This window comes from Nocardioides sp. HDW12B (assembly GCF_011299595.1).
Taxonomy (GTDB): domain Bacteria; phylum Actinomycetota; class Actinomycetes; order Propionibacteriales; family Nocardioidaceae; genus Marmoricola_A.
In genome coordinates, this window is the sequence record NZ_CP049867.1 from 866,732 (window position 1) to 887,382 (window position 20,651).

A 20,651-nucleotide genomic window follows, 5' to 3' on the forward strand; every position below is an offset into this window, starting at 1 on the left:
CTCTGATTGAGTGTGACGCTATATGTCGCGGGTGGCGTATGCCTCGTGGTTGACACGCGCAGCCCGCCGTGGTTTCTACCATTCAGGCCTCGAGACTTACTCGAGCTCACTTCGTGCACCCCGACCGCGTGGCGATGCAGACCCGCCAGCAGGGGCTCGAGGGCACCGGCCAGGTCACCCTGCGGCACCTCGTGAAGGAGACGCTTCGCATGCGGCCCTCGCGCATCATCGTGGGGGAGGTGCGCGCCGAGGAGGCGCTCGACCTCCTGCTGGCGCTGAACGCAGGACTCCCGGGCATGGCATCGCTGCACGCGAACAGCGCACGCGAGGCCTTGGTCAAGCTGTGCACGCTGCCGCTGCTGGCGGGGGAGAACATCTCCGCACGCTTCGTCGTGCCGACCGTCGCTTCGTCGGTCGACCTCGTGGTGCACCTCGACCTCGGCCTCGACGGGGTCCGGCGGGTCCAGGAGATCGTCGCCGTACCGGGACGCATCGAGGCCGGGACCATCGAGACCGAGACCGTGTTCGCGCGCCGCGGGGACGACCTCGTGCGCGGTCCCGGGCTGCCACCGCGAGCGGAGCGCTTCGAGCGGATCGGTGTCGACCTCCCGGCGCTGCTGCGGGGGCAGGACTGACGTGGGCGTCGTCGTCGGTCTCCTGCTGGGGCTGGGCCTGCTGCTGGTCTGGTCGGCGTTCGTGCTGCCCCCGGGCGACCCGCGCGGGCAGCGGGGCGGCCGCACGTCGCGGCGGCGGATGGCCGACCAGCTGGCGCGTGCCGGCATGCCCTCGGTCACGCCGGCGATGCTGGTCGCCTCCGCGGTCGCCGTCGGCGTCCTCGCCCTCCTCACCGTGTACGTCGTCTCGCGCACGGTCCCGGTGGCCGCCACCTTCGGGCTGCTGGCGGCGTACGGGCCGTTCGCCCTGGTCGCCGGTCGGGCGCGTCGCCGCCAGCGCGAGCTGGCCGAGGTCTGGCCGGAGGCGGTGGACCACCTCGCCAGCGGCGTGCGCGCCGGCCTGTCCCTGGCGGAGGCCGTCAGCGGTCTGTCCGAGCGGGGGCCGGAGTCCCTGCGCCCGGCGTTCGCGCGGTTCGCGCGGGAGTACCAGCTGTCCGGACGCTTCGAGGAGTGCCTCGACCGGCTCAAGGAGCACCTCGCCGATCCCGTGGGCGACCGGGTCGTCGAGGGGCTGCGGGTGGCGCGCGAGGTCGGCGGTGGCGACCTCGGACGCCTGCTGCGCGGCCTGTCGAGCCACCTGCGCGACGACGCGCGCACCCGCTCCGAGCTCGAGGCGCGCCAGAGCTGGGCCGTCAACGGCGCTCGTCTGGCCGTGGCGTCGCCGTGGCTGGTGCTGCTGCTCATGTGCTTCCAGCCGGAGGTGATCGCGCGCTACTCGTCCACGGCGGGCGTCGTCGTGCTCGTGACCGGCGCGGGGCTGTGCCTGCTGGCCTATCGCGTCATGCTGCGCATCGGCCGGCTGCCCACCGAGCGGCGGGTCCTCGGGGAGGGAGCGGCATGACCGGCGTCGTGCTCGGCCTGCTCGCCGGACTCGGGCTCTGGCTCGTGGTCGACCGGGTCGCCGCGATGCGTCGCCCGGACTTCGAGGCGCGCGTGCTGCGCCACCTGCCCGACCTGCCGCACACCGGACTGCGTCCCGACCTGCCCCGGCGCGGGGTGGTCGACGAGCTGCTGGGCCCGGTGATGCGGGGAGCCGCCCGTCGGCTGGAGTCGGTGGCGGGCGGTTCGGCGTCCATCACGCGTCGTCTGCAGCGTGCCGACCTCGACCTGAGCCTGGCCGACTTCCGCGTGCAGCAGGTGGTGTGGGGGCTCACGGCCTTCGCGGTCACCACTGTCGGCGCCCTGCTGGTCGCGTCGCGCGCGCCCGGTCGGGCGGTGCCGCTCGCCGTGCTGTGCGCGGTCGCCTTCGTGACCGGGGTGCTGCTGCGCGAGAACCGGCTCACCGCCCAGGTCCGCCGCCACGAGCGGGCGGTGCTCACCGAGCTCCCTGCCGTGGCCGAGCTGATGGCCCTGGCGGTCGCGGCCGGGGAGGGACCGGTGGCCGCGCTCGAGCGCGTGGTCGGCCGCAGCCGGGGTGCGCTGGCCGGCGAGCTGACCCGCGTCCTGGCCGAGGTGCGCACCGGAGCGCCGGTGGCCCGTGCCCTCGACGACTGGTCGCGGCGCACCGGGCTCGCCCCGGTGGCCCGGTTCGCCAACGGACTGGCCGTGGCGCTCGAGCGGGGTACGCCGCTCGCCGACGTGATGCACGCCCAGGCCGGCGACGTCCGCGAGGCCCAGCGGCGCGAGCTCATCGAGTCCGGCGCCCGCCGCGAGGTCTTCATGATGGTGCCGGTCGTCTTCCTGGTGCTCCCCACCACCGTCATGTTCGCGTTCCGGCCGAAAACGGAGTAACTAGAAACGCTGTGAGGTTGGCACGCGTTGGCGGACGGGACCCTGGCGAGGTCCGACCGACCACGCTGAACCCGACGGATTGCTCGTCCCTTGCAGGGATCGGCGACAGGGCCCGGCCCTCAGGAGGGTTTCGTATTACACTTGCGCTGTGCTTCGAATCCGTGACTCGGCTCTACGTCACGGCTGTTCTAGGGAGGACATCTCTCATGCATACGACCTGTTCCTGATTGACCGGGTAATCGAGCCCGACACAGAACCGCCGAAGTTGTTGTTCGTCGGACCCGACGAGGCCGGGAACCTGCTCGAACTTGTCGGCGGTGAATTGAATGGCGAACTCTGGATTTGGCACGCGATGAAGTGCCGGCCGCAATACCTACAGCTTCTCGCCGGGGCGGGAAGGAAGCGATGAACGAGAGGAGCTTCACCACGGAAACTGGTCACGTTCTCACGGACAACGAACTCAACGCGCTCGCTGAAGAGGCTGAGCGCGGATACGACGTGACCAAGATGGTGCGCCGTCCTGGCCGTCCTCGCATGGGATCGGCTCCTGCGGCCCCGGTCCCGGTTCGGATGCCGGAAGACCTGCACGAGGCTGTGAAGGCACTCGCTGAGGCGGAGGAGACGTCAGTGAGTGAGCTCGTGCGTGACGCGCTAAGCGCTTACCTGCGGACCGAGGTCCCGCCACAAGTGCACGATCTCCACGGGCAGCCCGACAGCGAGGCAGCGATCCTCGCTCTAGTGGAGGAAGCAGAGTCTGGGTATCCCCTTGGCTCGCTTCAAAGGCGTCGCGGCTCGCGACGCAAGGGGCGAGCGCGCGTGTTCCCGGTACGGATGTCGCCGGAACTGCAGTCGGCAGTGGAGGCACGGGCCGAGGCAGAGATGACGTCAGTGAGCGAGGTTGTCCGAGCGGCCCTTCGAGCGCGCCTCGAGAACGGGGGCGGGTCTGGACCACCAGGTGGGGGAGGAGCACACGCTACGCAGCACAGTCCCACCGAGGCGGACACTTGCCGCGACTATGTCTTACCGCGGCTGAAGGAAGCGGGCTGGGACGAGAGTCAGATCGTCGAGCAGTACCGAATCACGGACGGTCGGATCACCACTGTCGGCAAGAATCACCGACGAGCTATGCCGCTACGTGCGGATTACGTCCTCGAGTACCGACCGGGGCTGCCCATCGCAGTTGTCGAAGCGAAGCGCTACTACGCGATACCGGGCAAGGGCATGCAGCAGGCCCGGCGCTACGCCGGACTGCTGGACGTTCCGTTCGCCTACGCGACGAATGGCCGCGGCATCGTGGAGGACGACCGCAACACTGGTATCGAGCGAGCGGACATGGTCGGCTTCCCATCGCCCGACGCGCTATGGGCGCGGTACCGGGAATGGAGGGGGATCAATGAAAGCCCTGCCGCAGGCGAGGGCTTACTGATTCCGTTCAATAGGGATCTTCGGAACCCTGACGGCTCAGTCAAGGAACCCCGGTACTACCAGCGCACTGCGGTGAACCGCGCGGTCGCTTCCACTTTGAAGGGCGACAAGCGGCTCCTGCTCACGATGGCGACCGGGACGGGAAAAACCTTCGTCGCTATGCAGATCGTATGGAAGCTGTGGAACGTTGCGTGGCGCCCGGGGCGGAATCCGCGAATCCTCTATCTAGCAGACCGGAACATCCTGATCGACCAGCCGATTGAGCGAGAGTTCAAGCCTGCGTTCGGCTCCGGCGCAGGGTCCCCCATCTGGAAGCTGCAGGGCGAAGCCAAACTCGGTCGCGAGATCTACTTCGGCCTGTACCAGCAGCTTGCTGAGACGCGGAGCGACGATCCGATGTTCCGGCGCTACCCCAAGGACTACTTCGACCTCATCATCGTGGACGAGTGCCACCGTGGCAGTGCCCGAGCTGAGTCGTCTTGGCGCGCAATCCTTGAGTACTTCGCCAGCGCAACTCAGATCGGAATGACCGCGACCCCGAAGCGAGACGAGACGGTTGACACCTACGACTACTTCGGCGGCAAGCCACTGTTCGAATACACCCTCGCTTCAGGCATCGAGGATGGCTTCCTCGCGCCCTATCGAGTCCGTCGCGTGGTCCTTAGTCCAGACGCGCTGGGATGGACACCAACCAAGGGGCAACTGGACCTCCACGGTAGGGAGGTACCCGCGGGCTTGTACTCGACAAAGGACTTTGAGCGCGTGGTTTCCCTGTTGTCACGAACCGAGGCGGCGGCGAAGCATCTAACCGACTATCTGCGCCGTACCGATCGCATGGCAAAGACGATCGTGTTCTGCGTGGATCAGGAGCACGCGGACCAGATGCGTCGCGCGATTCACAACGCCAACAGGGACTTGACCAAAGAGCATCCCAACTACACGGTTCGGATCGTGAGCGACGAGGGGGTCGTTGGCCAGGGCCACCTGAGCGACTTCGCGGATACGGAGCGAGAGTTTCCGGTGATCGCGACAACCTCTGAAATGCTCTCTACAGGCGTGGACGTTCCGACCGTGCGGAACATTGTCATCTTCCGCACCATCGGTTCGATGGCTCTCTTCAAGCAGGTCATTGGCCGAGGAACCCGCCTATTCCCGGACGAGGACAAGCTGTCCTTCGAGATCATTGACTACTCCGGCGCTACCGCTCTCTTCAGTGACGCGGAGTTTGACGGCCCGCCCGAGAAGGTGGTCCGCGAGGAAGTCGATGAGCACGGCGATGTAGTCGACAGCGCTGGGTCCGAGACGACCGAACCGGAGACAGAACCTGCTGGTCCTGCTGCCATTCCCAGCGACCCGGGGATCACTCCAGAGGACCTTGAGGGCGAGCCCCATTCGAAGTTCTACATTGACGATGCGCAGGTGTGGGTGACCGCTGAGGCCACTTACCAGCTCGATTCGGAAACCAACCGGCTTCGCCTCGTCGCGTACCGGGACTTCGTCGCCGAGACGGTGCGGGCACTGTTCCCCGAACCCACGGAACTTCATTCGCTGTGGATGAGTCGCGTCGGTCGGAAGGACGTGCTCGAAGCCCTGATGGCTCATGGGATCGACGCGGATGAGATGATCGACCGAACGGGCCTTCGCGACGCGGACCCGCTCGATGTCTTGGTCCACTTAGCGTGGAACCAGCCACTTCGCAGTCGGTTGGACCGTGCACAGAGGGTTCGCCGAGACCGCGTGGCGTTCTTCGAGGAGTACCAGCCTGCCGCTCGGGAAGTCCTAACAGCTCTCCTCGAGAAGTACGCGCAGCACGGGATTACTGAGCTAGATGATCTGCACGTGCTGCAGGTACCACCGCTTTCTAAGCTCGGGACGCCTGCCGAGATCGCCTCAAGGTTTGGCTCGCCAGCCGCCCTCCGGGCGGCCGTGGCTCGTCTGAGTGAACTTGTGTACGTCGCCTGATCGGACGAAGGAGTACGGAAACCCTTGACGGGAAAGAAGCGGACTGGATCGCCAACTTCGCCTCAAGCGAAGTTGGGGGGACTGATCAAAGCTGCGCGCGATGCGATGCGTAAGGACGCTGGTCTGAACGGCGACCTGGATCGCATACCTCAACTGGCGTGGCTCCTGTTCCTTAAGGCGTTCGACGCCCTTGAAGAGAACCGCGAGATAGTCGACGAGTCCTTCCGGCCATCAATCGAGGCGCCATATCGCTGGCGCGACTGGGCGGCAGACCCAAATGGAGCCACTGGCGACGCACTACTGAAATTCGTTGACGGGTCGCTGTTGCCCTACCTGCGTGGGTTGAGCGGAGCGGGTGCTCACGATCCACGTGACGTCCTGGCTGCGGTCTTCAAGGAGACAAACAACCGTATGGTCTCGGGGTACCTACTCCGAGACGTCGTCAACAAGGTGAGTGAGATCAATTTTGCGTCTTCGGACGACATTCACACGATGGCGCACCTGTACGAGTCCATGCTGCGAGAGGTACGGGACGCGGCCGGCGATTCGGGCGAGTTCTATACCCCCCGACCCGTGATTCGATTCATCACGCAACAGGTCGATCCCAAGTTGGGCGAGGTTGTTCTCGACCCCGCCTGCGGCACCGGGGGATTCTTGGTAGAGGCCCTCGAGCACATGTCGATTGACGTGGAAACTGCCCGCCAGGGACAAGCATTGCACCAGGACCTGCGTGGCATTGAAAAGAAGCAGCTCCCGTTCCTGCTGGGCATGATGAACCTCGTCCTGCACGGTGTCGGGCAACCCAATCTCGTACGCGGAAATGCGTTGTCAACGCCAATAACGCAGATCGGCAAAGCCCAGCGCGTGGATGTCGTCTTAACGAACCCTCCGTTTGGCGGTGCCGAGGAGGCGACTATTCAAGCCAACTTCCCGGCCGGTAAGCGCACGGCAGAGACTGCGTGGCTTTTCATCCAAGCAGTGATCCGTCGGTTGAAGGATGGAGGACGTTGCGGAATTGTCGTGCCAAACGGTGTTCTCTTTGGGGACGGCGTCGGAGCCAAGATAAAGCAGCAACTTCTTGAAGAGTGCAACTTGCACACAGTGTTGCGGCTTCCGGCTGGCGTCTTTGAGCCCTACACCGATATTCCCACAAACGTGCTCTTCTTTGATAAGGGGAGCCCGACCAAAGAAGTCTGGTTCTACCAGATTACGCCTCCCGAGGGGCGAAAGAAGTACACGAAGACGAAGCCGATGCACTTCGACGAATTTGCTGAATGCCAGGCCTGGTGGAGGGAACGCGCGGAGAATTCGCATGCTTGGCGGGTCCCTGTCCCCGACATCGAACAGAGCAACTTCAACCTGGACTTCCGAAACCCTCACTCGCCTGACGACCTCGCCCACCGCGCCCCACTCGACCTGATAGGTGAGGCCCTTGCGGCGGAGCGACAGCTCGTGACGCTCCTTGAGAAACTCGGCGCGGAGTCGTCCGCCGCCGTCGAGCCGGCCACGGCGGAAGACCGCAGGGCAGCGGGTTGGACTGAGGTGAAACTCGGTGACTTCCTGCGGGTAAAGTCGTCGACGGTATCGGTGGACCCGTCAGCCACCTACAAGATCGCCGGGGTCTATAGCTATGGCCGCGGCCTTATCGACCGCGGCGAGCTCCTCGGCTCAGAGACTTCGTACACGACCCTTGGGCGGCTCGAGAAAGACACGGTCGTCATCAGCAAGCTCGGTGCATGGGAGGGGGCTGTCGCAGTTGTAAGCGACCCATTCGCGGACTACTACGTGTCGAGCGAGTTTCCACGCTTCGAGTTCTATTCCGACCTCACCGACGCGGCCTTCTTTGCTGGCCTCGCTCACTCGCCCTCATGCTGGGAAGCGATCGATCGAGTAACCCGAGGAAGCATGGCGCGCCGCAAGCGCACTACGCCTACACAGTTCCTTGAGACCCGTCTCTGGTTGCCTCCCAAGCCTGAACAAGCCCGAGCGACGCGGCGACTAGCGTTGATCCAGCAACTGCGAGCGCCGCGCGATCTGGCCACCACCCGTCAGGATGCCCTTGCGCCATCAATCTTCAACGGCCTCTTTTCAGGCGCGCGCTGAAGGGTGCGACCCGGGGGGATGACCCCCCAAGGGTCGCTGCGACATCGGAGGTGGACAGCCGCTCACACATTGCCACGGTTTCAGGGTCGTTTTTCTAGGCCAGCCAGGGCCATGTTCGCTTCCAGTCCTGCCCAGAACCGTCGTGTCGTGTCACTGAATCAAATGCAAGGGCGCGCGGTTCAGCGCGACCACGGGTGCCAAGCAAGCAGCGCTGTAATGATAACGCTGGCGACAAACAACACCGTTACGCCCGTCGGGAACGGTCCTCGACCCAGGGTGGCGGTCCGATTTTCCGCGTCGAAGAGAGGCGCAGATTCCTCGCTGCCAGCATAGAACGACTCCACCGTCATGCCCTCGCGGGAAGGGGTGCCTTTCAGTCGCACGTGCACTTCCTTTTCGGCGGCGTGATCTGCAACCTTTATCAACCACGCGCGGACCCCGGCCATTTCGTCGTCGTTCGCCAACGACTCCGCCAGATCGCGGAGTTCTGTAGGCGAAAATATCCGTCCGTCCTGCGTCTTCAATACCAGCCTCTTGCCGAAGCGATCTATCGACTTGAAGCGATACACGATGACTTTGCCGAACGAATCAAATACGACCAGTCCTTTCGCCTGCGCGACTCGAGGGTCAAGTGAGTAGTGGAAGGTCGCATCCTTCGCGATTTCTAAGTGCACTGGAAGGTCTGTAATGGGACTTGGAGGCGTTGGGTAGTCGTCGCCCCGGAAGCCGTAACTTTCACCATTGCGTACTTTATCCCCCCGCAGGCGCCAACGGGAGAGCCAGCCAGTCTCATGGACGAACATGATTCGCTCGAGGCCAACGGGACGTCGTCCAGTGTTCACGCACTTTATAGTTATTCCAGGCGTTGGATAACCGATCCATTCGACGCGGATCTTGAGGCGGTAGCGATCGCGGTATATTGCCACCGCACTGAGTAGCGTCGACACGATGGCCGCATAGGCCGCGATAGCTATCGTTACGAAGTCAAATGCGTTCGTGGTCTTGTCCACACGGAGACTGTACGCGGGCGCTCGGCCCATTCCGAGTGGCCGGTTGCAATGGAACAGGGCTTGCCACGCAACGAGCCAGTGGGGCTTCGGTGGAGGGTCAAGGCACCCACAGCAAGGTGCGGCTGCTACGGATTCGCGTTCTGGCCCGGCGTCGTCGGGCTGCGCCTGACGACGTGACCCGCCGGTGACCCTGTGGCCCGGCGCCCCGACCTGTCAACGAAGGAGAACTCCATGTCCGAACCGATCCGCCGTCTGGTGCTCGCCCTCGCCGGGCTGCTGGCCGCGGTCAGCGCCCTCGGCCGAGGTGGAGGGCGCCGCGACGATCGCGGCGACGTCCCCGGCTGGGTGCTGGTGACCGTCATGACCGCCGGCTGGTCGCCGGGCTCTGGGCCGTGGCCGGCCCGGAGCTCGAGCGGATGCTGCGCCAGGCGCTCAACTCCGTCGCCTGAGCGTGCCCGCACCCGGTCCTGCCCGCAGCCTTCTCCGAGGCGGGGAGCGCGGCGCCGCGACGGTGGACTTCGTCCTCGTCGTGGTGGTCGTGGTCCCGTTGTTCCTCGGCATCCTCCAGGTCGGCCTCGTGCTCCACGTGCGCAACACCCTCACCTCCGCGGCGTCGGAGGGTGCCCGGTACGGCGCCCGGTTCGACCGTGAGCCGTCAGACGGCGCGGCCCGCGCCCGTGAGGCTGTCTCCGACGCCGTGTCGGGCCGGTTCGCGCGCGACGTCACCGCCCGGCGTACGACGCTGCAGGGCGCGCCCGCGGTGACGGTCGAGGTCCGCGGGGAGGTGCCGGCGCTCGGGCTCTTCGGGCCGGCGTGGCCGGTGCGGGTGAGCGGCCACGCCGTGGAAGAGGTGGCGCCGTGAGGACGCTCGTGACGCGCCTGCGCAACGCCCGGGAGGCCGAGGAGGGGACCGCCCTGGTCGAGGTCACCTGGTTGGCCCTGCTCCTGCTGGTGCCGCTGGTCTACCTCCTGGTGGCCGTCTTCGACGTGCAGCGCGCGTCGTTCGGGGTGAGCGCTGCGGCCCGAGCCGCCGCCCGGGCCTACGCGCTGGCGCCCGACGAGGCGTCTGGCCGGGCCCGGGCGCAGCAGGCGGCGGCGGTGGCGCTGCGCGACCAGGGCCTCGACCCCGGCACCGTTCAGCTCGCGGTGTCCTGCTCGCCGAGCCCGGGCAACTGCCTGGCACCCGGCAGCGTGGTCGCGGTCCGGCTGTCGCACCAGGTGCGGCTGCCGCTGGCTCCTGAGGCGTTGGGTGGCGGGGCACCGTCGTTCCGGGTCGAGGCCGACCAGAGCTTCCCCTACGGCACCTTCCGGGAGGACCGGTGAGACGCGACGACGAGCGGGGCTCGGTCAGCGTGCTGCTGGTCGGGTTCTTCCTGATCGCGGTGCTGCTGGTGACCGTGGTGGTGGACGCCTCGGCGGCGTTCCTGCGGCGCCAGGAGCTGTCGGCGCTGGCCGACGGTGCGGCGGTGGCGGCGGCCGACGGGGTGGCGACCGAGCGGATCTACCTCGAGGGCGTGCCCGAGCAGGTGGCGATCGATCCGGCCCTGGCCCGCGCCGAGGTCGCGGCGTACCTCGCCCGCTCCGGCCGGCCCGCCGGCCTGCGCTACCGGGTCACGACGACCGCCGACTCCGTGCGCGTCGAGGTGAGCGCACCGCTCGACCTGCCCCTGGTGCCGCCCGGCTGGAGCGGCCGCACCACCGTCGCCTCCGAGGCCGGCGCCGTCTCGGTCGTCGGCTGAGGGCGCTCAGCAGCCGGCCGGGCTGACGCCCAGCGCGACGGTGCATGCCGAGGGCTGGGCCGGATAGCCGGGATCGCCTCGCGGCCCGCGGGGTCCGCGAGGGCCCGGCTCGCCGCGGTCGCCCTGCGGCCCGCTGTCGCCACGCGGCCCGGGGGCGCCAGGCGACCCCTCGTCGCCCTCAGGACCTCGCTTCCCGCGCTGCCCCCGGTCACCCTCGGGACCCTTGTCCCCGCGAGGTCCGATCTCACCCGTCGCCCCCGGGTCCCCGCGCGGCCCCTTGTCGCCGGGTGGTCCCTTGACCCCTCGAGCGGGCACTACGGACACCTCGGTGTCACCGTCCCCGCACGACGGGGCGTCCGGGTAGGTCACCTGGCCGGTCGGAGCGAGGCAGGCGATAGTGGCGTCCTCGCGGAGGTCGTCGGAGTCAGGACACGTGGGGAGCTTCTCGCCGAGGATCCACCCGGCGACCCTAAAGAGCGGTGGAGCGTCCAGTCGGTACCACGAGTCCGGACGGTCGCAGAGGACGCGAGCGCCGACCGCAGGCAGCATGACCACGGCCGGGTCGTCGTCGGGATTGTTGGAGTCGGTCAGCAGGACAGGCGTGAAGTCACCCTCCTGCCCCAGGACGTAGCCGTCGTACGCCGTCCCGTCTACGGCGACGACGCGCTCGTGAGGAAGCCAGGGGGTACTCAAGAGCGGCGCCGCGATCACCGTCAGTGTGACGAGCGACAGGGCTGCGAGGACGATGGGCACACGTCGGGAGAGCCGTGCTTGGTCACTGGGGTTCATCCGCCGCCACGCCCATAGCAGAATCAGCAGAGCGGCAGCCACCGCCGTCACGGTCCACGGACTGAGCATCAGCGCGACGAAGGCGACGAGCGGCACGCCGAATCGCAAGCCGATCAGAGAACGACGGCCTGCGCCCTGTCCGAGGAGGCCCCAGACGTGGGGGGTCCAGCTCACGAAGCCGACCACGACGCTCGCAACCAGGACGAGCAGCGTCGCCTCGACGAAGAGGGAGCTGAGGGCGGCCTCGGCGATGCCGGAGACCCCCATCTGGCGGACGATCTCGAGCGCGACCTCGCGGTCGAAGCGCGCGAGCACGAGGATGCGGAGCGCGAGGTAGATCGGCAGCACCGCGACGGCCACCCGCCACGCCCGTCCCCAGCCGGCCCACGAGACGGACCACGGCTCGGGACGGTCGAGGCGCGGGGTGAGGCTCACGGGTTCTGCGGATCCGATCCCGCCGTCTCGGCCCCGTCGGATCGCTCGTCTTGGACGGGCCGGGCCACCCATCGGTGGACCCGGTGCACCGGCCAGCCGTCCTCACCGCGCAGCCGGACGCCCGGGTGGGGATCTCGGATCCGGCGGGACAACGGCGTACCGGGGTCCCACATCTTTCGTGACGGCTGCTCGGAGTCGAGCCGGTCGATCCACTGCCCGACCTCGGCGTAGGACGAAAAGGTGAGGTGCAGCTCGTAGACGACGGCCTCACCTGCGAGCAACGGCTGGAACAGCTCCGCGGCCGACGGTGACTGCCGAGGCTCCGCGACGAGGGACTCTCCAAGGGCGAGCAGCGACGTCGCGGCCTCACGGTCGTCACGCGGGACCTCGTAGCGCAGCACCAGCCGGACCGAGGAGGCCCGCTCGCCGGGCTCGATGTTCACGCGCATCAGGAGCGGCCGGGGAAGGCCGGGGTGGGGGTGCCGGGGCTGCCCTGGCTGATGAAGGTCTGCGACTCGCGGTCACGCAGCCACGCGTCGACGACCCCGCGGGCGGGGGAGGAGACGTAGGCCGCCAGCCGCGCCTCGAGCTCACGGACCAGCTCGTCGCGGCTGATCCCGAGCGGCGGGGCGGTGATCTCGCCGAGGGCGGCCAGCTCGCTCGTCACCGCGAGGTGCCAGGGCTTGAGCCCGGGGTACACGCGGGCGCTCCGCGCGACCACGGTCAGCGCCCGCAGCCAGGACCCGGCGGCCGGGGGGAGGCCGATGCTCTCGAGCTGGTCCAGCGACGTGCGGCTCAGCCGGTCGATGGTGACGAGGCCCGCCGAGCGCAGCACGGTCGCGCACTCCGCGAAGGGGGCCAGCTCCAGCATGTCCTCCGGCAGCGGCCGGCCGAACGCCTGCCGGTAGGGGTTGGTCCGCGGAGCAAGCGGGTCGCCGGTCGCCTCGCCGGTCCGCAAGCGGGCGAGCTGGGGGTCGGCCTCGCGCCAGCGGGCCAGGGTGGGGTCGACGTCGGCGCACGCCAGGTGGCGTACGGCGATCGCGGCCTTGCCCGCCGACTCGGCCAGGAAGCAGCCGGCCGCGTAGTTGAGCCCGGGGCCGTACTCCTCCGGCCGCCGCAGGCGCTCCGGGCCGGGCTTCCACCCCACGGCCGGGCACGCCGGCACGGAGCGGGTCAGCATCTCGGAGCTGCGCTGCAGCCGGCACCGGAACTCGTCGTCGACACCGGTGCCCGGGTCCGCGACCGCGGCCGTCAGGCGCTTCGCGTCCCGGGCCAGGCCGCGCAGCTGCGCCTCCAGCGCCTCGCTGGCGAAGCGGCGTTCCGCACCTGCGGCCTGGTCCCGCTCTTGGCGCAGCAGCGACGCCCGGTTGATCCCCACGGCGACCCGGGTGTGCAGCAGGCGGAGCCGCAGCGCCGGCTCGCGGCGTACGACGTCCGAGGCCAGGGCGCTGCCGAGCAGCTCGAGGTAGCGCCCGAGCTCCTCGCTCGATCCGGCCTCGCGGTAGAGGCTGTGCCAGTAGCCGACGAGGGCGAGCTGGTTGGCCGGGTCGAGATCGACCGCCTCGGCGAAGAGCGCCTGGGCGATGCTGCTGCCCCGGGGCTCCTGGGCGGCCAGGGCGTGCAGGGCGATGCTGCGGGCGACCGTCGCCCCCGCCAGGCCCTGCGTGATGCCGTGGGCGCGGGCAATGCGGGTGACGGCGAGGGCGGCCGGGAAGACACCGAGGTCGAGACCCTCCGTCGGGTCGGCGGCCCCGGCCGCCCCGGCTGTCGTGGGCACGTCGTACCGGAGGAACCCGAGCGCGGTCTGCCGGTCGACGCTCTGGGTGTCGACGAGGCGGTGGTTGCGCAGCAGGTCGACGACGAGGCTGTCGTCCTTCGCCGTGACGACCAGCCGCCACGGCGACGGCGCCCGCAGCAGCCGCAGCGCCCGCCCGAGCGCGGCGATCCAGGGGGTGCTCGACGTCTCGACGATCCCGACGTCCTCGAGCAGCTCGGCGTCGGTCCCCAGCGGGACCTCGATGCCGCCGGGCGTCGTCGGCGCGAGCCGGCCGACCAGGGACCGGAGGTGCTCCGGCGACGGCGCGCCGTCCCCGGTCGTCGTGATCGTCAGCCGGGCGCTCGCGCCCCAGTCGATGGCGAGCAGTGCCGCGGCGGCGACGCCCAGGAGGGTGGCGACCCCGAGCGTCGGCGTGAGCGGCGGCCCCTCCAGCGAGACGTCGAGCGAGAGCACCAGCCCGGCGACTGCGACCAGCCCGACCGCGGCCACCAGGGCGACCGCCGCACCGGACGAGGCCGCGTCGTCGTCACGGGCGGCGGCACGACGCCAGCCCAGGACGAGGATCAGCACGGTGGCGACCAGGACCGCGACCAGGCCGAGGTCGGTGCCCAGGTCGGTCCCCTCGCCGGACCACGCGGGGCCGGCCGCGATGCTGACGGCCTCGGGCAGGCCGACCAGGGACACGGCACCGCCCACCAGGGCGGCCCAGGCGACGTAGCGACAGGTGCGCCGCAACCACCGGGTGGTGCTGACGGGGTCGCTCACGTGCCGGCCGACGAGGCCGAGCAGCAGGCGCGCGAGCACCAGGACGAGGGCCAGCCAACCGAGGACCACGGCCGCGAGGACCAGCCCCGGGTCGAGCCACTGCTCACGGAGGTCGGACCACCCCGCGTCGGCGTCCTGGGCCGGCGTGGTGGTCGCGTCGAGCTTGTCCTGCGCCTGGCGCTCCACGGCTGCGGCGTACTCCTCGGCACAGACCGGGGTCGTGCCGGCGGCGACCGGGTCGGCCTTGCGCAGCTCGGCGATGCTCGCGAGCGCGGCCGCCGGGTCTCCGGCGTCCGTCAGCTGCTGTGCCGTCGCGCAGGCCGGCGACGTGGTCGCCGAGGCCGGCGACGGGAGCGCAACGAGCAGCACGGCGACCAGCAGCAGCGTGGCCCCGAGACGGTGTTGGTGTGTCGACGTCATGGTCACCCCCGAAGTCCGTAGCAATCGACGCTAGACCTGTTGCTTTCTTGTCGGCAGGGACCTAAGTACCTGTCTGGCCGGGTCGGGGTGAGCGCGGTCAGGAGGGCCCCCACCGACGGGGTAGCCTGGGCGATTGTGGCTGCCCCTGACCTCGAGACCCGTATCAAGCACCTGCGCGCGACGATGCACACCATCGAGCAGGTGCTCGACGTCGACAAGATGCGCCGGGAGATCGCCGAGCTCGGAGAGCAGGTCGCGGCGCCGGACCTGTGGGACGATCAGGCCAACGCCCAGCGCGTGACCGGCCGACTGTCGACCCTCCAGGGTGAGCTGGAGCGCTTCACCGGCCTCTCGGCCCGCCTCGACGACGTCGAGGTCATGGTCGAGCTCTCCCGCGAGGAGGGCGACGCCGAGGCGCTCGCCGAGGCCGAGAAGGACCTCGACCGCATCACCAAGTCCGTCGACGTCCTCGAGGTCCGCACCCTGCTGGCGGGGGAGTACGACGCCCGCGAGGCCCTGGTGACGATCCGGTCGGGCGCCGGCGGCGTCGACGCGGCCGACTTCGCCGAGATGCTCATGCGGATGTACACCCGCTGGGCCGAGCGCAACAAGTACGCCGTCGACGTCTACGACACGTCGTACGCGGAGGAGGCCGGCATCAAGTCGACGACCTTCGCCATCCACGCGCCCTACGGCTACGGCACGCTCTCGGTCGAGTCCGGCACCCACCGGCTGGTCCGGATCAGCCCCTACGACAACCAGGGCCGCCGCCAGACCTCGTTCGCCGCCGTCGAGGTGGTGCCGGTGCTCGAGCAGACCGACCACATCGAGCTGCCCGAGGAGGAGGTCCGCATCGACGTCTACCGCTCGAGCGGCCCCGGCGGGCAGAGCGTCAACACCACCGACTCGGCGGTCCGCCTGACCCACATCCCCACCGGCATCGTCGTGTCCTGCCAGAACGAGAAGTCGCAGCTGCAGAACAAGGCCTCGGCGATGGTGATCCTCAAGGCCAAGCTCCTCGCCCGCAAGCGCGAGGAGGAGAAGGCCCACCTCGACGAGCTGCGCGGCGACGTCCAGGGCTCCTGGGGTGACCAGATGCGCTCCTACGTCCTGCACCCCTACCAGATGGTCAAGGACCTGCGGACCGAGTACGAGGTCGGCAACCCCGGCGCGGTCTTCGACGGCGACATCGACGGCTTCCTCGAGGCCGGCATCCGCTGGCGCCGCGGCGCCGACAAGGTCGAGGCGGGCTGAGCCCGGTCGGTCGGGGCAACACACCCGGGATCGAGGTCCCGGGATCGGGCGGGCGGCGAACCTAGACTCCGAGACGTTGTGATCACCTTCGACAGCGTCTCCATGGCCTATCCGGGGCAGCAGCGTGCCGCCCTGGAGGGCGCGACGGTGCACGTCTCCGAGGGCGAGTTCGTCTTCCTGGTGGGCGCCTCGGGCTCGGGGAAGTCGACGTTCCTGCGCCTGGTGCTGCGCGAGTCCGGACCGACCAGCGGCCGGATCGTCGTCGCGGGCCGTGACCTGGCCAAGATGCGCAGCTGGCGCGTCCCGGCCCACCGCCGCCAGATCGGCACCGTCTTCCAGGACTTCCGGCTGCTGCCGAACAAGACCGTCCGCGAGAACGTCGCCTTCGCCCTGCAGGTCATCGGCACGCCGCGCGCGACCATCCGCCAGCACGTCCCGGTGGTGCTCGAGATGGTGGGCCTGGAGGGCAAGGGCGACCGCATGCCCGACGAGCTCTCCGGCGGCGAGCAGCAGCGGGTCGCGATCGCGCGCGCCTTCGTCAACCGCCCGCGCATCCTCATCGCCGACGAGCCGACGGGCAACCTCGACCCGAACACGTCGGTCGGCATCATGAAGCTGCTCGACCGGATCAACCGCACGGGCACGACGGTGGTGATGGCGACCCACGACTTCGGCGTCGTCGACCAGATGCGCAAGCGCGTCATCGAGCTCGAGGCCGGACACGTGGTGCGCGACCAGGCCCGCGGCGTCTACGGCTACCAACACTGACCACCCGAGCGCAGGAGCCACCGTGCAGCTGACCTACGTGCTGACCGAGCTGGGGAGCGGTCTGAGGCGCAACCTCTCCATGACCGTCGCCGTCGTCGTCACCCTCTTCGTGTCGCTGACCCTGGTGGGCCTCGGGCTGCTGCTCAACGCCCAGGCAGACAAGGCCGAGCAGTTCTGGGGTGACCGGCTCCAGGTCACGGTCTTCCTCTGCACCGACAACTCCCCGGGGGCCGGCTGCATCGACGGCCGGGCCACGCCCGAGCAGCGCGCCGACGTACGCCGTGCGCTCGCCGCCAGCCCCGAGGTGGAGTCGTTCCGGTTCGAGACCAGCGACCAGGCCTACGCCAAGTGGAAGGACGTCTACTCCACGGGCGAGGAGACGCAGCAGCAGGTGTTCGAGGCGATCGAGCCCGACGACCTCGCGGAGTCGTTCTGGGTGACGCTGAAGGACCCGCGCGAGTTCAGCACCGTCACCGACGACGTGGGCGCGCTCGGCGGCGTCAGCTCGGTCCGTGACCTGCGGCAGGTGCTGCAGCCCATCTACTTCTGGATCAGCGCCTTCAAGTGGGGGGCCATCGGCATCGCCGGGCTGCTGCTGGTGGCGGCGCTGCTGCAGGTGGCGAACACCATCCGCCTCGCCGCGATGGCGCGGCGGCGCGAGATCGGCATCATGCGGCTGGTCGGCGCCTCGAGCCTCTACATCCAGCTGCCGTTCCTGCTCGAGGCGCTGGTCGCCGCGGTCCTGGGCATCGCCCTGGCGACGGGCGCGGTCGCCGGGTTCCTCTACTTCGTCGTCTACCGCCTGCTGCGGCCCAACTCCAACATCGTGGCGTGGGTGGACTGGAACGACGGGGTGACGGCGGTCTACGCCATCGCGGCCGTCGGGCTGGCCCTGACGTTGGTCCCGACTCTCCTGCTGACCCGCAAATACCTCAAGGTGTGAGAGGCGTCGGTTACGGTCGAGCCGACAACAATGTTTCTCGTGAGGTCACTGTGGTTCGCTCCTTCCCCCGCGCCACCCCGTCCGCCCCTCCCACCCGGCCCGTGCTGCTCGTCACGGGTCTGCTGCTCGCGCTCGTCGCGGGCCTGATCTCCGCGCTGCTGCCGACCGCCGGCGCGGCGGACCTCGACGACCGCAAGGCCGAGGTCCAGCAGCGTCTCAAGCAGGCCGACCGGCACCTGGGCGAGTCCTCGTCCGAGCTGGCCGAGGCCACCCGGGCCCTGCTGCGCTCGCAGGCGGCGCTGACAGCCGCGCGCGAGAGGCTGGCCGCGACGCAGGCGGACCTGACCGCCGCCGAGGAGCGCGACGCCGCGATGCAGGAGCGGCTGGAGGCTGCCGAGGCGCGGCTGGTCCGCGCCCGAGCGGCCCTCGAGCAGGGCCGGCAGGACGTCGCGGAGCAGGAGGGCGAGCTGCGCCGCGTGGTGGTGGCCAGCTACCAGCAGGGCGACCCCGAGCTGCTCGGGCTGTCGATGGTGCTCACCACCCAGGACCCGGCCCAGCTCACCGGCCAGATGAACACCAACAGCACCGTTGCCAACGTCGAGGCCGCCGTGCTCGACCAGGTCGAGGCCGCACGGGTGATGCTCGCCGTGCGCGAGGAGGAGACCGAGCAGGTGCAGGTCGAGGTCGAGGCCCGTCGGACCGAGGCGGCCGCCAACCTCGTCGAGAAGACCCGCCTCGAGGAGGCGGCCCGGGTCGCGACCGCCGAGGTGGCCGACCTCGTCGGTGCCCGGCGCTCGGCCCGCGCGACCGCGGTCGCGGCCAAGCAGGCCGACCTGCGCGAGCTGTCCCGGCTGCAGGCCGAGCGAGACCGCATCGAGCGGCTGATCCTGGCCCGCGCCGCGGCGACGAAGCGGGCCCAGGCCCGCGCCGCCGGCAGCAGCGACGGCTTCCTCGACCTCCCGGTCAGCGGCTGGATGAGCAGCGACTACGGCTGGCGCACCCACCCGATCTGGGGCTACCGGTCCTTCCACGACGGGGTCGACTTCGGGGCGGGCTGCGGAGCGCCGGTCCGCGCCGCGGCGCCGGGCCGCGTGCTGTCGACGTACTTCCAGACCGCCTACGGCAACCGAGTGATCATCGACCACGGCGTCCAGCGCGGTGTCGGGGTCGCCACCATCTCCAACCACCTCTCGTCCTTCGCCGTCTCGGCGGGGGAGCGGGTCGAGCGCGGCGAGGTCGTCGGCTACGTCGGCGACACCGGGTGGTCGACCGGGTGCCACCTGCACTACACGGTGCTCAACAACGGCACGGCCGTGAACCCGCTGAACTGGTTCTGACCCGCGCGGGAGCAAACAGGTGGCGTGGCCTGAGAGAATGGGGCCATGGCAAAGGAGAAGGGGCGCAGCCTCATCGCGCAGAACAAGAAGGCGCGGCACGACTACGCCATCGAGGACACCTACGAGGCCGGCATCGTGCTGCAGGGCACCGAGGTGAAGACGCTGCGGGCCGGTCGCGCCTCGCTGGTCGACGGCTTCTGCGACATCGAGAACGGCGAGGTCTTCCTGCACGCCGTCCACATCCCGACGTACACGCAGGGAACCTGGACCAACCACGAGGTCCGCCGACGCCGCAAGCTGCTGCTCAACCGCGTCGAGATCGACAAGATCGAGGCGAAGATCCGCGAGAAGGGCTACTCGCTGGTCCCGCTGTCGATGTACTTCAAGGACGGCCGCGCCAAGGTCGAGATCGGCCTGGGCAAGGGCCGCAAGAGCTACGACAAGCGCAACGCCATCGCCGAGCGCACCGCCAAGCGCGAGGCCGAGATCGCGGTGGGTCGCAAGTTCAAGGGCATGGGGTGAGCCTGGCCGCTGAGCCGCCGCTCGCGGACGCCGACGTCCCGGCCTGGTGGCAGCGCCTCGGCCTGCCCGGGCTGGTCGACGTCCACGTCCACTTCCTGCCGCCGCGCGTGCAGGAGAAGGTCTGGGCGCAGTTCGACGAGGCGGGCCCGCTGATCGGGCGGGAGTGGCCGATCCGCTACCGCGGCAGCGAGCAGGAGCGGATCGCCCAGCTGCGCGCGCTCGGCGTACGCCGCTTCTCGGCGCTGTCCTACGCCCACCGGCCGGGGATGGCCGAGTTCCTCAACGACTGGGCTGCCGACTTCGCCGACCGGGTGCCGGAGTGCCTGCGCTCGGGCACGTTCTTCCCCGAGGACGGGGTCGAGGACTACGTCGGCCGCCGGGTCGAAGCCGGGGTCGAGGTCTTCAAGGTCCACGTCCAGGTCGGCGCCATCGACCTGCGCGACCCGCTGCTCGACGCCACCTGGGGCCTGCTCGCCGAGGTCGGCACCCCCGTCGTGATCCACGCGGGGTCCGGCCCGGTCGCCACGCCCTTCACGGGCCCGGGACCGCTGCGCGAGGTGCTCGCCCGCCACCCGCGGCTGTGCGCGGTGGTCGCGCACGCCGGCGCCCCGGAGTACGCCGAGTTCGTGCGGCTGGCCCTGGACCACGAGCGGTGCTTCGTCGACACCGCGATGGTCTTCACCGACTTCTTCTCCGAGGGCGGCGCCTTCCCGCCCGACCTGCTCGCCGAGCTGGGGGACCGGCCCGACGTGGTGCTGCTGGGCTCGGACTTCCCGACCCTGCCCTACCCCTACGCCCACCAGCTCGAGGCGTTGGAGCGGCTGGGCCTGGGGGACGACTGGCTGCGAGCCGTGTGCTGGGACAACGGGGTGCGCCTGTTCGGCGAGCCGTCGCCCGCCGGGCACGCGTGACAGGTCCTGCCGAGGCCCCCGTCGCGGGTTCCGAGGTCCGCAGGCCGTCCGCGAGCCGGTCGCGAGGACATGTATCCACTAACCTG

General features: G+C 69.4%; 19 protein-coding genes. 15 read left to right on the forward strand and 4 right to left on the reverse strand.

The features are described 5' to 3' along the window. Window positions 1-134 precede the first annotated feature (134 nt). From G7072_RS04065 to G7072_RS04095, 6 genes are all read left to right on the forward strand, one after another. Window positions 135-635, forward strand: coding sequence for an ATPase, T2SS/T4P/T4SS family (locus G7072_RS04065; RefSeq protein WP_166089651.1), 501 nt, complete (start codon window positions 135-137; stop codon window positions 633-635). 1 nt (window position 636) lies between these two features. Next, window positions 637-1,515, forward strand: a complete 879-nt coding sequence (locus G7072_RS04070) for a type II secretion system F family protein (protein WP_166084362.1) — start codon at window positions 637-639, stop codon at window positions 1,513-1,515. Continuing rightward, window positions 1,512-2,405: a type II secretion system F family protein gene (locus tag G7072_RS04075; protein ID WP_166084363.1), complete on the forward strand. Its 894-nt coding sequence runs from the start codon at window positions 1,512-1,514 to the stop codon at window positions 2,403-2,405. The genes G7072_RS04070 and G7072_RS04075 overlap by 4 nt, the downstream gene beginning before the upstream one ends. A gap of 148 nt (window positions 2,406-2,553) precedes the next feature. Next, on the forward strand, window positions 2,554-2,814 hold the full coding sequence (locus tag G7072_RS04080) for a hypothetical protein (protein ID WP_206063274.1): 261 nt from the start codon (window positions 2,554-2,556) through the stop codon (window positions 2,812-2,814). Then, the gene (locus tag G7072_RS04090; RefSeq protein ID WP_206063275.1) at window positions 2,811-5,792 is read left to right on the forward strand and encodes a DEAD/DEAH box helicase family protein; all 2,982 of its coding nucleotides are present in this window, start codon (window positions 2,811-2,813) and stop codon (window positions 5,790-5,792) included. Before G7072_RS04080 ends, G7072_RS04090 begins: the two co-directional genes overlap by 4 nt. 72 nt (window positions 5,793-5,864) lie before the next feature. Further along, entirely contained in the window at window positions 5,865-7,895 is a 2,031-nt protein-coding gene (locus tag G7072_RS04095) for an N-6 DNA methylase (protein ID WP_277343414.1), read from the forward strand. Between the two features lie 179 nt (window positions 7,896-8,074). On the opposite strand, the gene G7072_RS04100 is transcribed toward G7072_RS04095, so the two are convergent. After that, window positions 8,075-8,905 carry a hypothetical protein gene (locus G7072_RS04100; protein ID WP_166084365.1) on the reverse strand — a complete coding sequence of 277 codons (831 nt, stop codon included), beginning with the start codon at window positions 8,903-8,905 and terminating at the stop codon, window positions 8,075-8,077. A 511-nt stretch (window positions 8,906-9,416) separates the two neighbouring features. Between G7072_RS04100 and G7072_RS04105 the strand changes: the two genes are divergently transcribed. From G7072_RS04105 to G7072_RS04115, 3 genes are read left to right on the forward strand one after another with little or no spacing between them, the layout of a single operon-like run. Next, window positions 9,417-9,767 carry a TadE family protein gene (locus tag G7072_RS04105; RefSeq protein ID WP_240917144.1) on the forward strand — a complete coding sequence of 117 codons (351 nt, stop codon included), beginning with the start codon at window positions 9,417-9,419 and terminating at the stop codon, window positions 9,765-9,767. Then, entirely contained in the window at window positions 9,764-10,228 is a 465-nt protein-coding gene (locus tag G7072_RS04110; protein WP_240917145.1) for a hypothetical protein, read from the forward strand. Before G7072_RS04105 ends, G7072_RS04110 begins: the two co-directional genes overlap by 4 nt. After that, the gene (locus G7072_RS04115; RefSeq protein WP_166084367.1) at window positions 10,225-10,644 is read left to right on the forward strand and encodes a pilus assembly protein TadG-related protein; all 420 of its coding nucleotides are present in this window, start codon (window positions 10,225-10,227) and stop codon (window positions 10,642-10,644) included. The genes G7072_RS04110 and G7072_RS04115 overlap by 4 nt, the downstream gene beginning before the upstream one ends. Window positions 10,645-10,650: 6 nt before the next feature. Here G7072_RS04115 and G7072_RS19700 read toward each other — a convergent pair whose 3' ends face one another. The 3 genes from G7072_RS19700 to G7072_RS04130 are packed head-to-tail and all read right to left on the reverse strand — an operon-like array spanning window position 10,651 to window position 14,830. After that, window positions 10,651-11,868, reverse strand: coding sequence for a collagen-like protein (locus G7072_RS19700; protein ID WP_206063276.1), 1,218 nt, complete (start codon window positions 11,866-11,868; stop codon window positions 10,651-10,653). After that, window positions 11,865-12,311 (reverse strand): hypothetical protein, encoded by a 447-nt coding sequence (locus G7072_RS04125; RefSeq protein WP_166084368.1) that lies wholly within the window; start codon window positions 12,309-12,311, stop codon window positions 11,865-11,867. The genes G7072_RS19700 and G7072_RS04125 overlap by 4 nt, the downstream gene beginning before the upstream one ends. Before the next feature lie 5 nt (window positions 12,312-12,316). Then, window positions 12,317-14,830 carry a hypothetical protein gene (locus G7072_RS04130; RefSeq protein WP_166084370.1) on the reverse strand — a complete coding sequence of 838 codons (2,514 nt, stop codon included), beginning with the start codon at window positions 14,828-14,830 and terminating at the stop codon, window positions 12,317-12,319. A gap of 135 nt (window positions 14,831-14,965) precedes the next feature. Here G7072_RS04130 and prfB point away from each other — a divergent pair, with 135 nt between their 5' ends. The 6 genes from prfB to G7072_RS04160 all read left to right on the forward strand — a co-directional run bounded on the left by prfB (window position 14,966) and on the right by G7072_RS04160 (window position 20,565). After that, complete coding sequence (prfB, locus tag G7072_RS04135; protein WP_166084372.1) at window positions 14,966-16,084, forward strand: peptide chain release factor 2; 1,119 nt, start codon at window positions 14,966-14,968, stop codon at window positions 16,082-16,084. 78 nt (window positions 16,085-16,162) lie between these two features. Continuing rightward, entirely contained in the window at window positions 16,163-16,852 is a 690-nt protein-coding gene (ftsE, locus tag G7072_RS04140) for a cell division ATP-binding protein FtsE (protein ID WP_166084373.1), read from the forward strand. Between the two features lie 22 nt (window positions 16,853-16,874). After that, complete coding sequence (gene ftsX, locus G7072_RS04145; RefSeq protein WP_166084374.1) at window positions 16,875-17,795, forward strand: permease-like cell division protein FtsX; 921 nt, start codon at window positions 16,875-16,877, stop codon at window positions 17,793-17,795. A 101-nt stretch (window positions 17,796-17,896) separates the two neighbouring features. Beyond that, complete coding sequence (locus G7072_RS04150) at window positions 17,897-19,132, forward strand: M23 family metallopeptidase (protein ID WP_166084375.1); 1,236 nt, start codon at window positions 17,897-17,899, stop codon at window positions 19,130-19,132. 45 nt (window positions 19,133-19,177) lie between these two features. Beyond that, entirely contained in the window at window positions 19,178-19,654 is a 477-nt protein-coding gene (gene smpB, locus G7072_RS04155) for an SsrA-binding protein SmpB (protein ID WP_166084376.1), read from the forward strand. Beyond that, on the forward strand, window positions 19,651-20,565 hold the full coding sequence (locus G7072_RS04160) for an amidohydrolase family protein (RefSeq protein WP_166084377.1): 915 nt from the start codon (window positions 19,651-19,653) through the stop codon (window positions 20,563-20,565). The genes smpB and G7072_RS04160 overlap by 4 nt, the downstream gene beginning before the upstream one ends. Window positions 20,566-20,651 lie beyond the last annotated feature (86 nt).

Bases quoted from the DNA above. Each gene is read 5' to 3' on its own strand.
- G7072_RS04065 (WP_166089651.1), top strand. From the start codon at position 135: ATGCAGACCCGCCAGCAGGGGCTCGAGGGCACCGGCCAGGTCACCCTG.
- G7072_RS04075 (WP_166084363.1), top strand. From the start codon at position 1,512: ATGACCGGCGTCGTGCTCGGCCTGCTCGCCGGACTCGGGCTCTGGCTC.
- G7072_RS04090 (WP_206063275.1), top strand. From the start codon at position 2,811: ATGAACGAGAGGAGCTTCACCACGGAAACTGGTCACGTTCTCACGGAC.
- G7072_RS04130 (WP_166084370.1), bottom strand. From the start codon at position 14,830: ATGACGTCGACACACCAACACCGTCTCGGGGCCACGCTGCTGCTGGTC.
- smpB (WP_166084376.1), top strand. From the start codon at position 19,178: ATGGCAAAGGAGAAGGGGCGCAGCCTCATCGCGCAGAACAAGAAGGCG.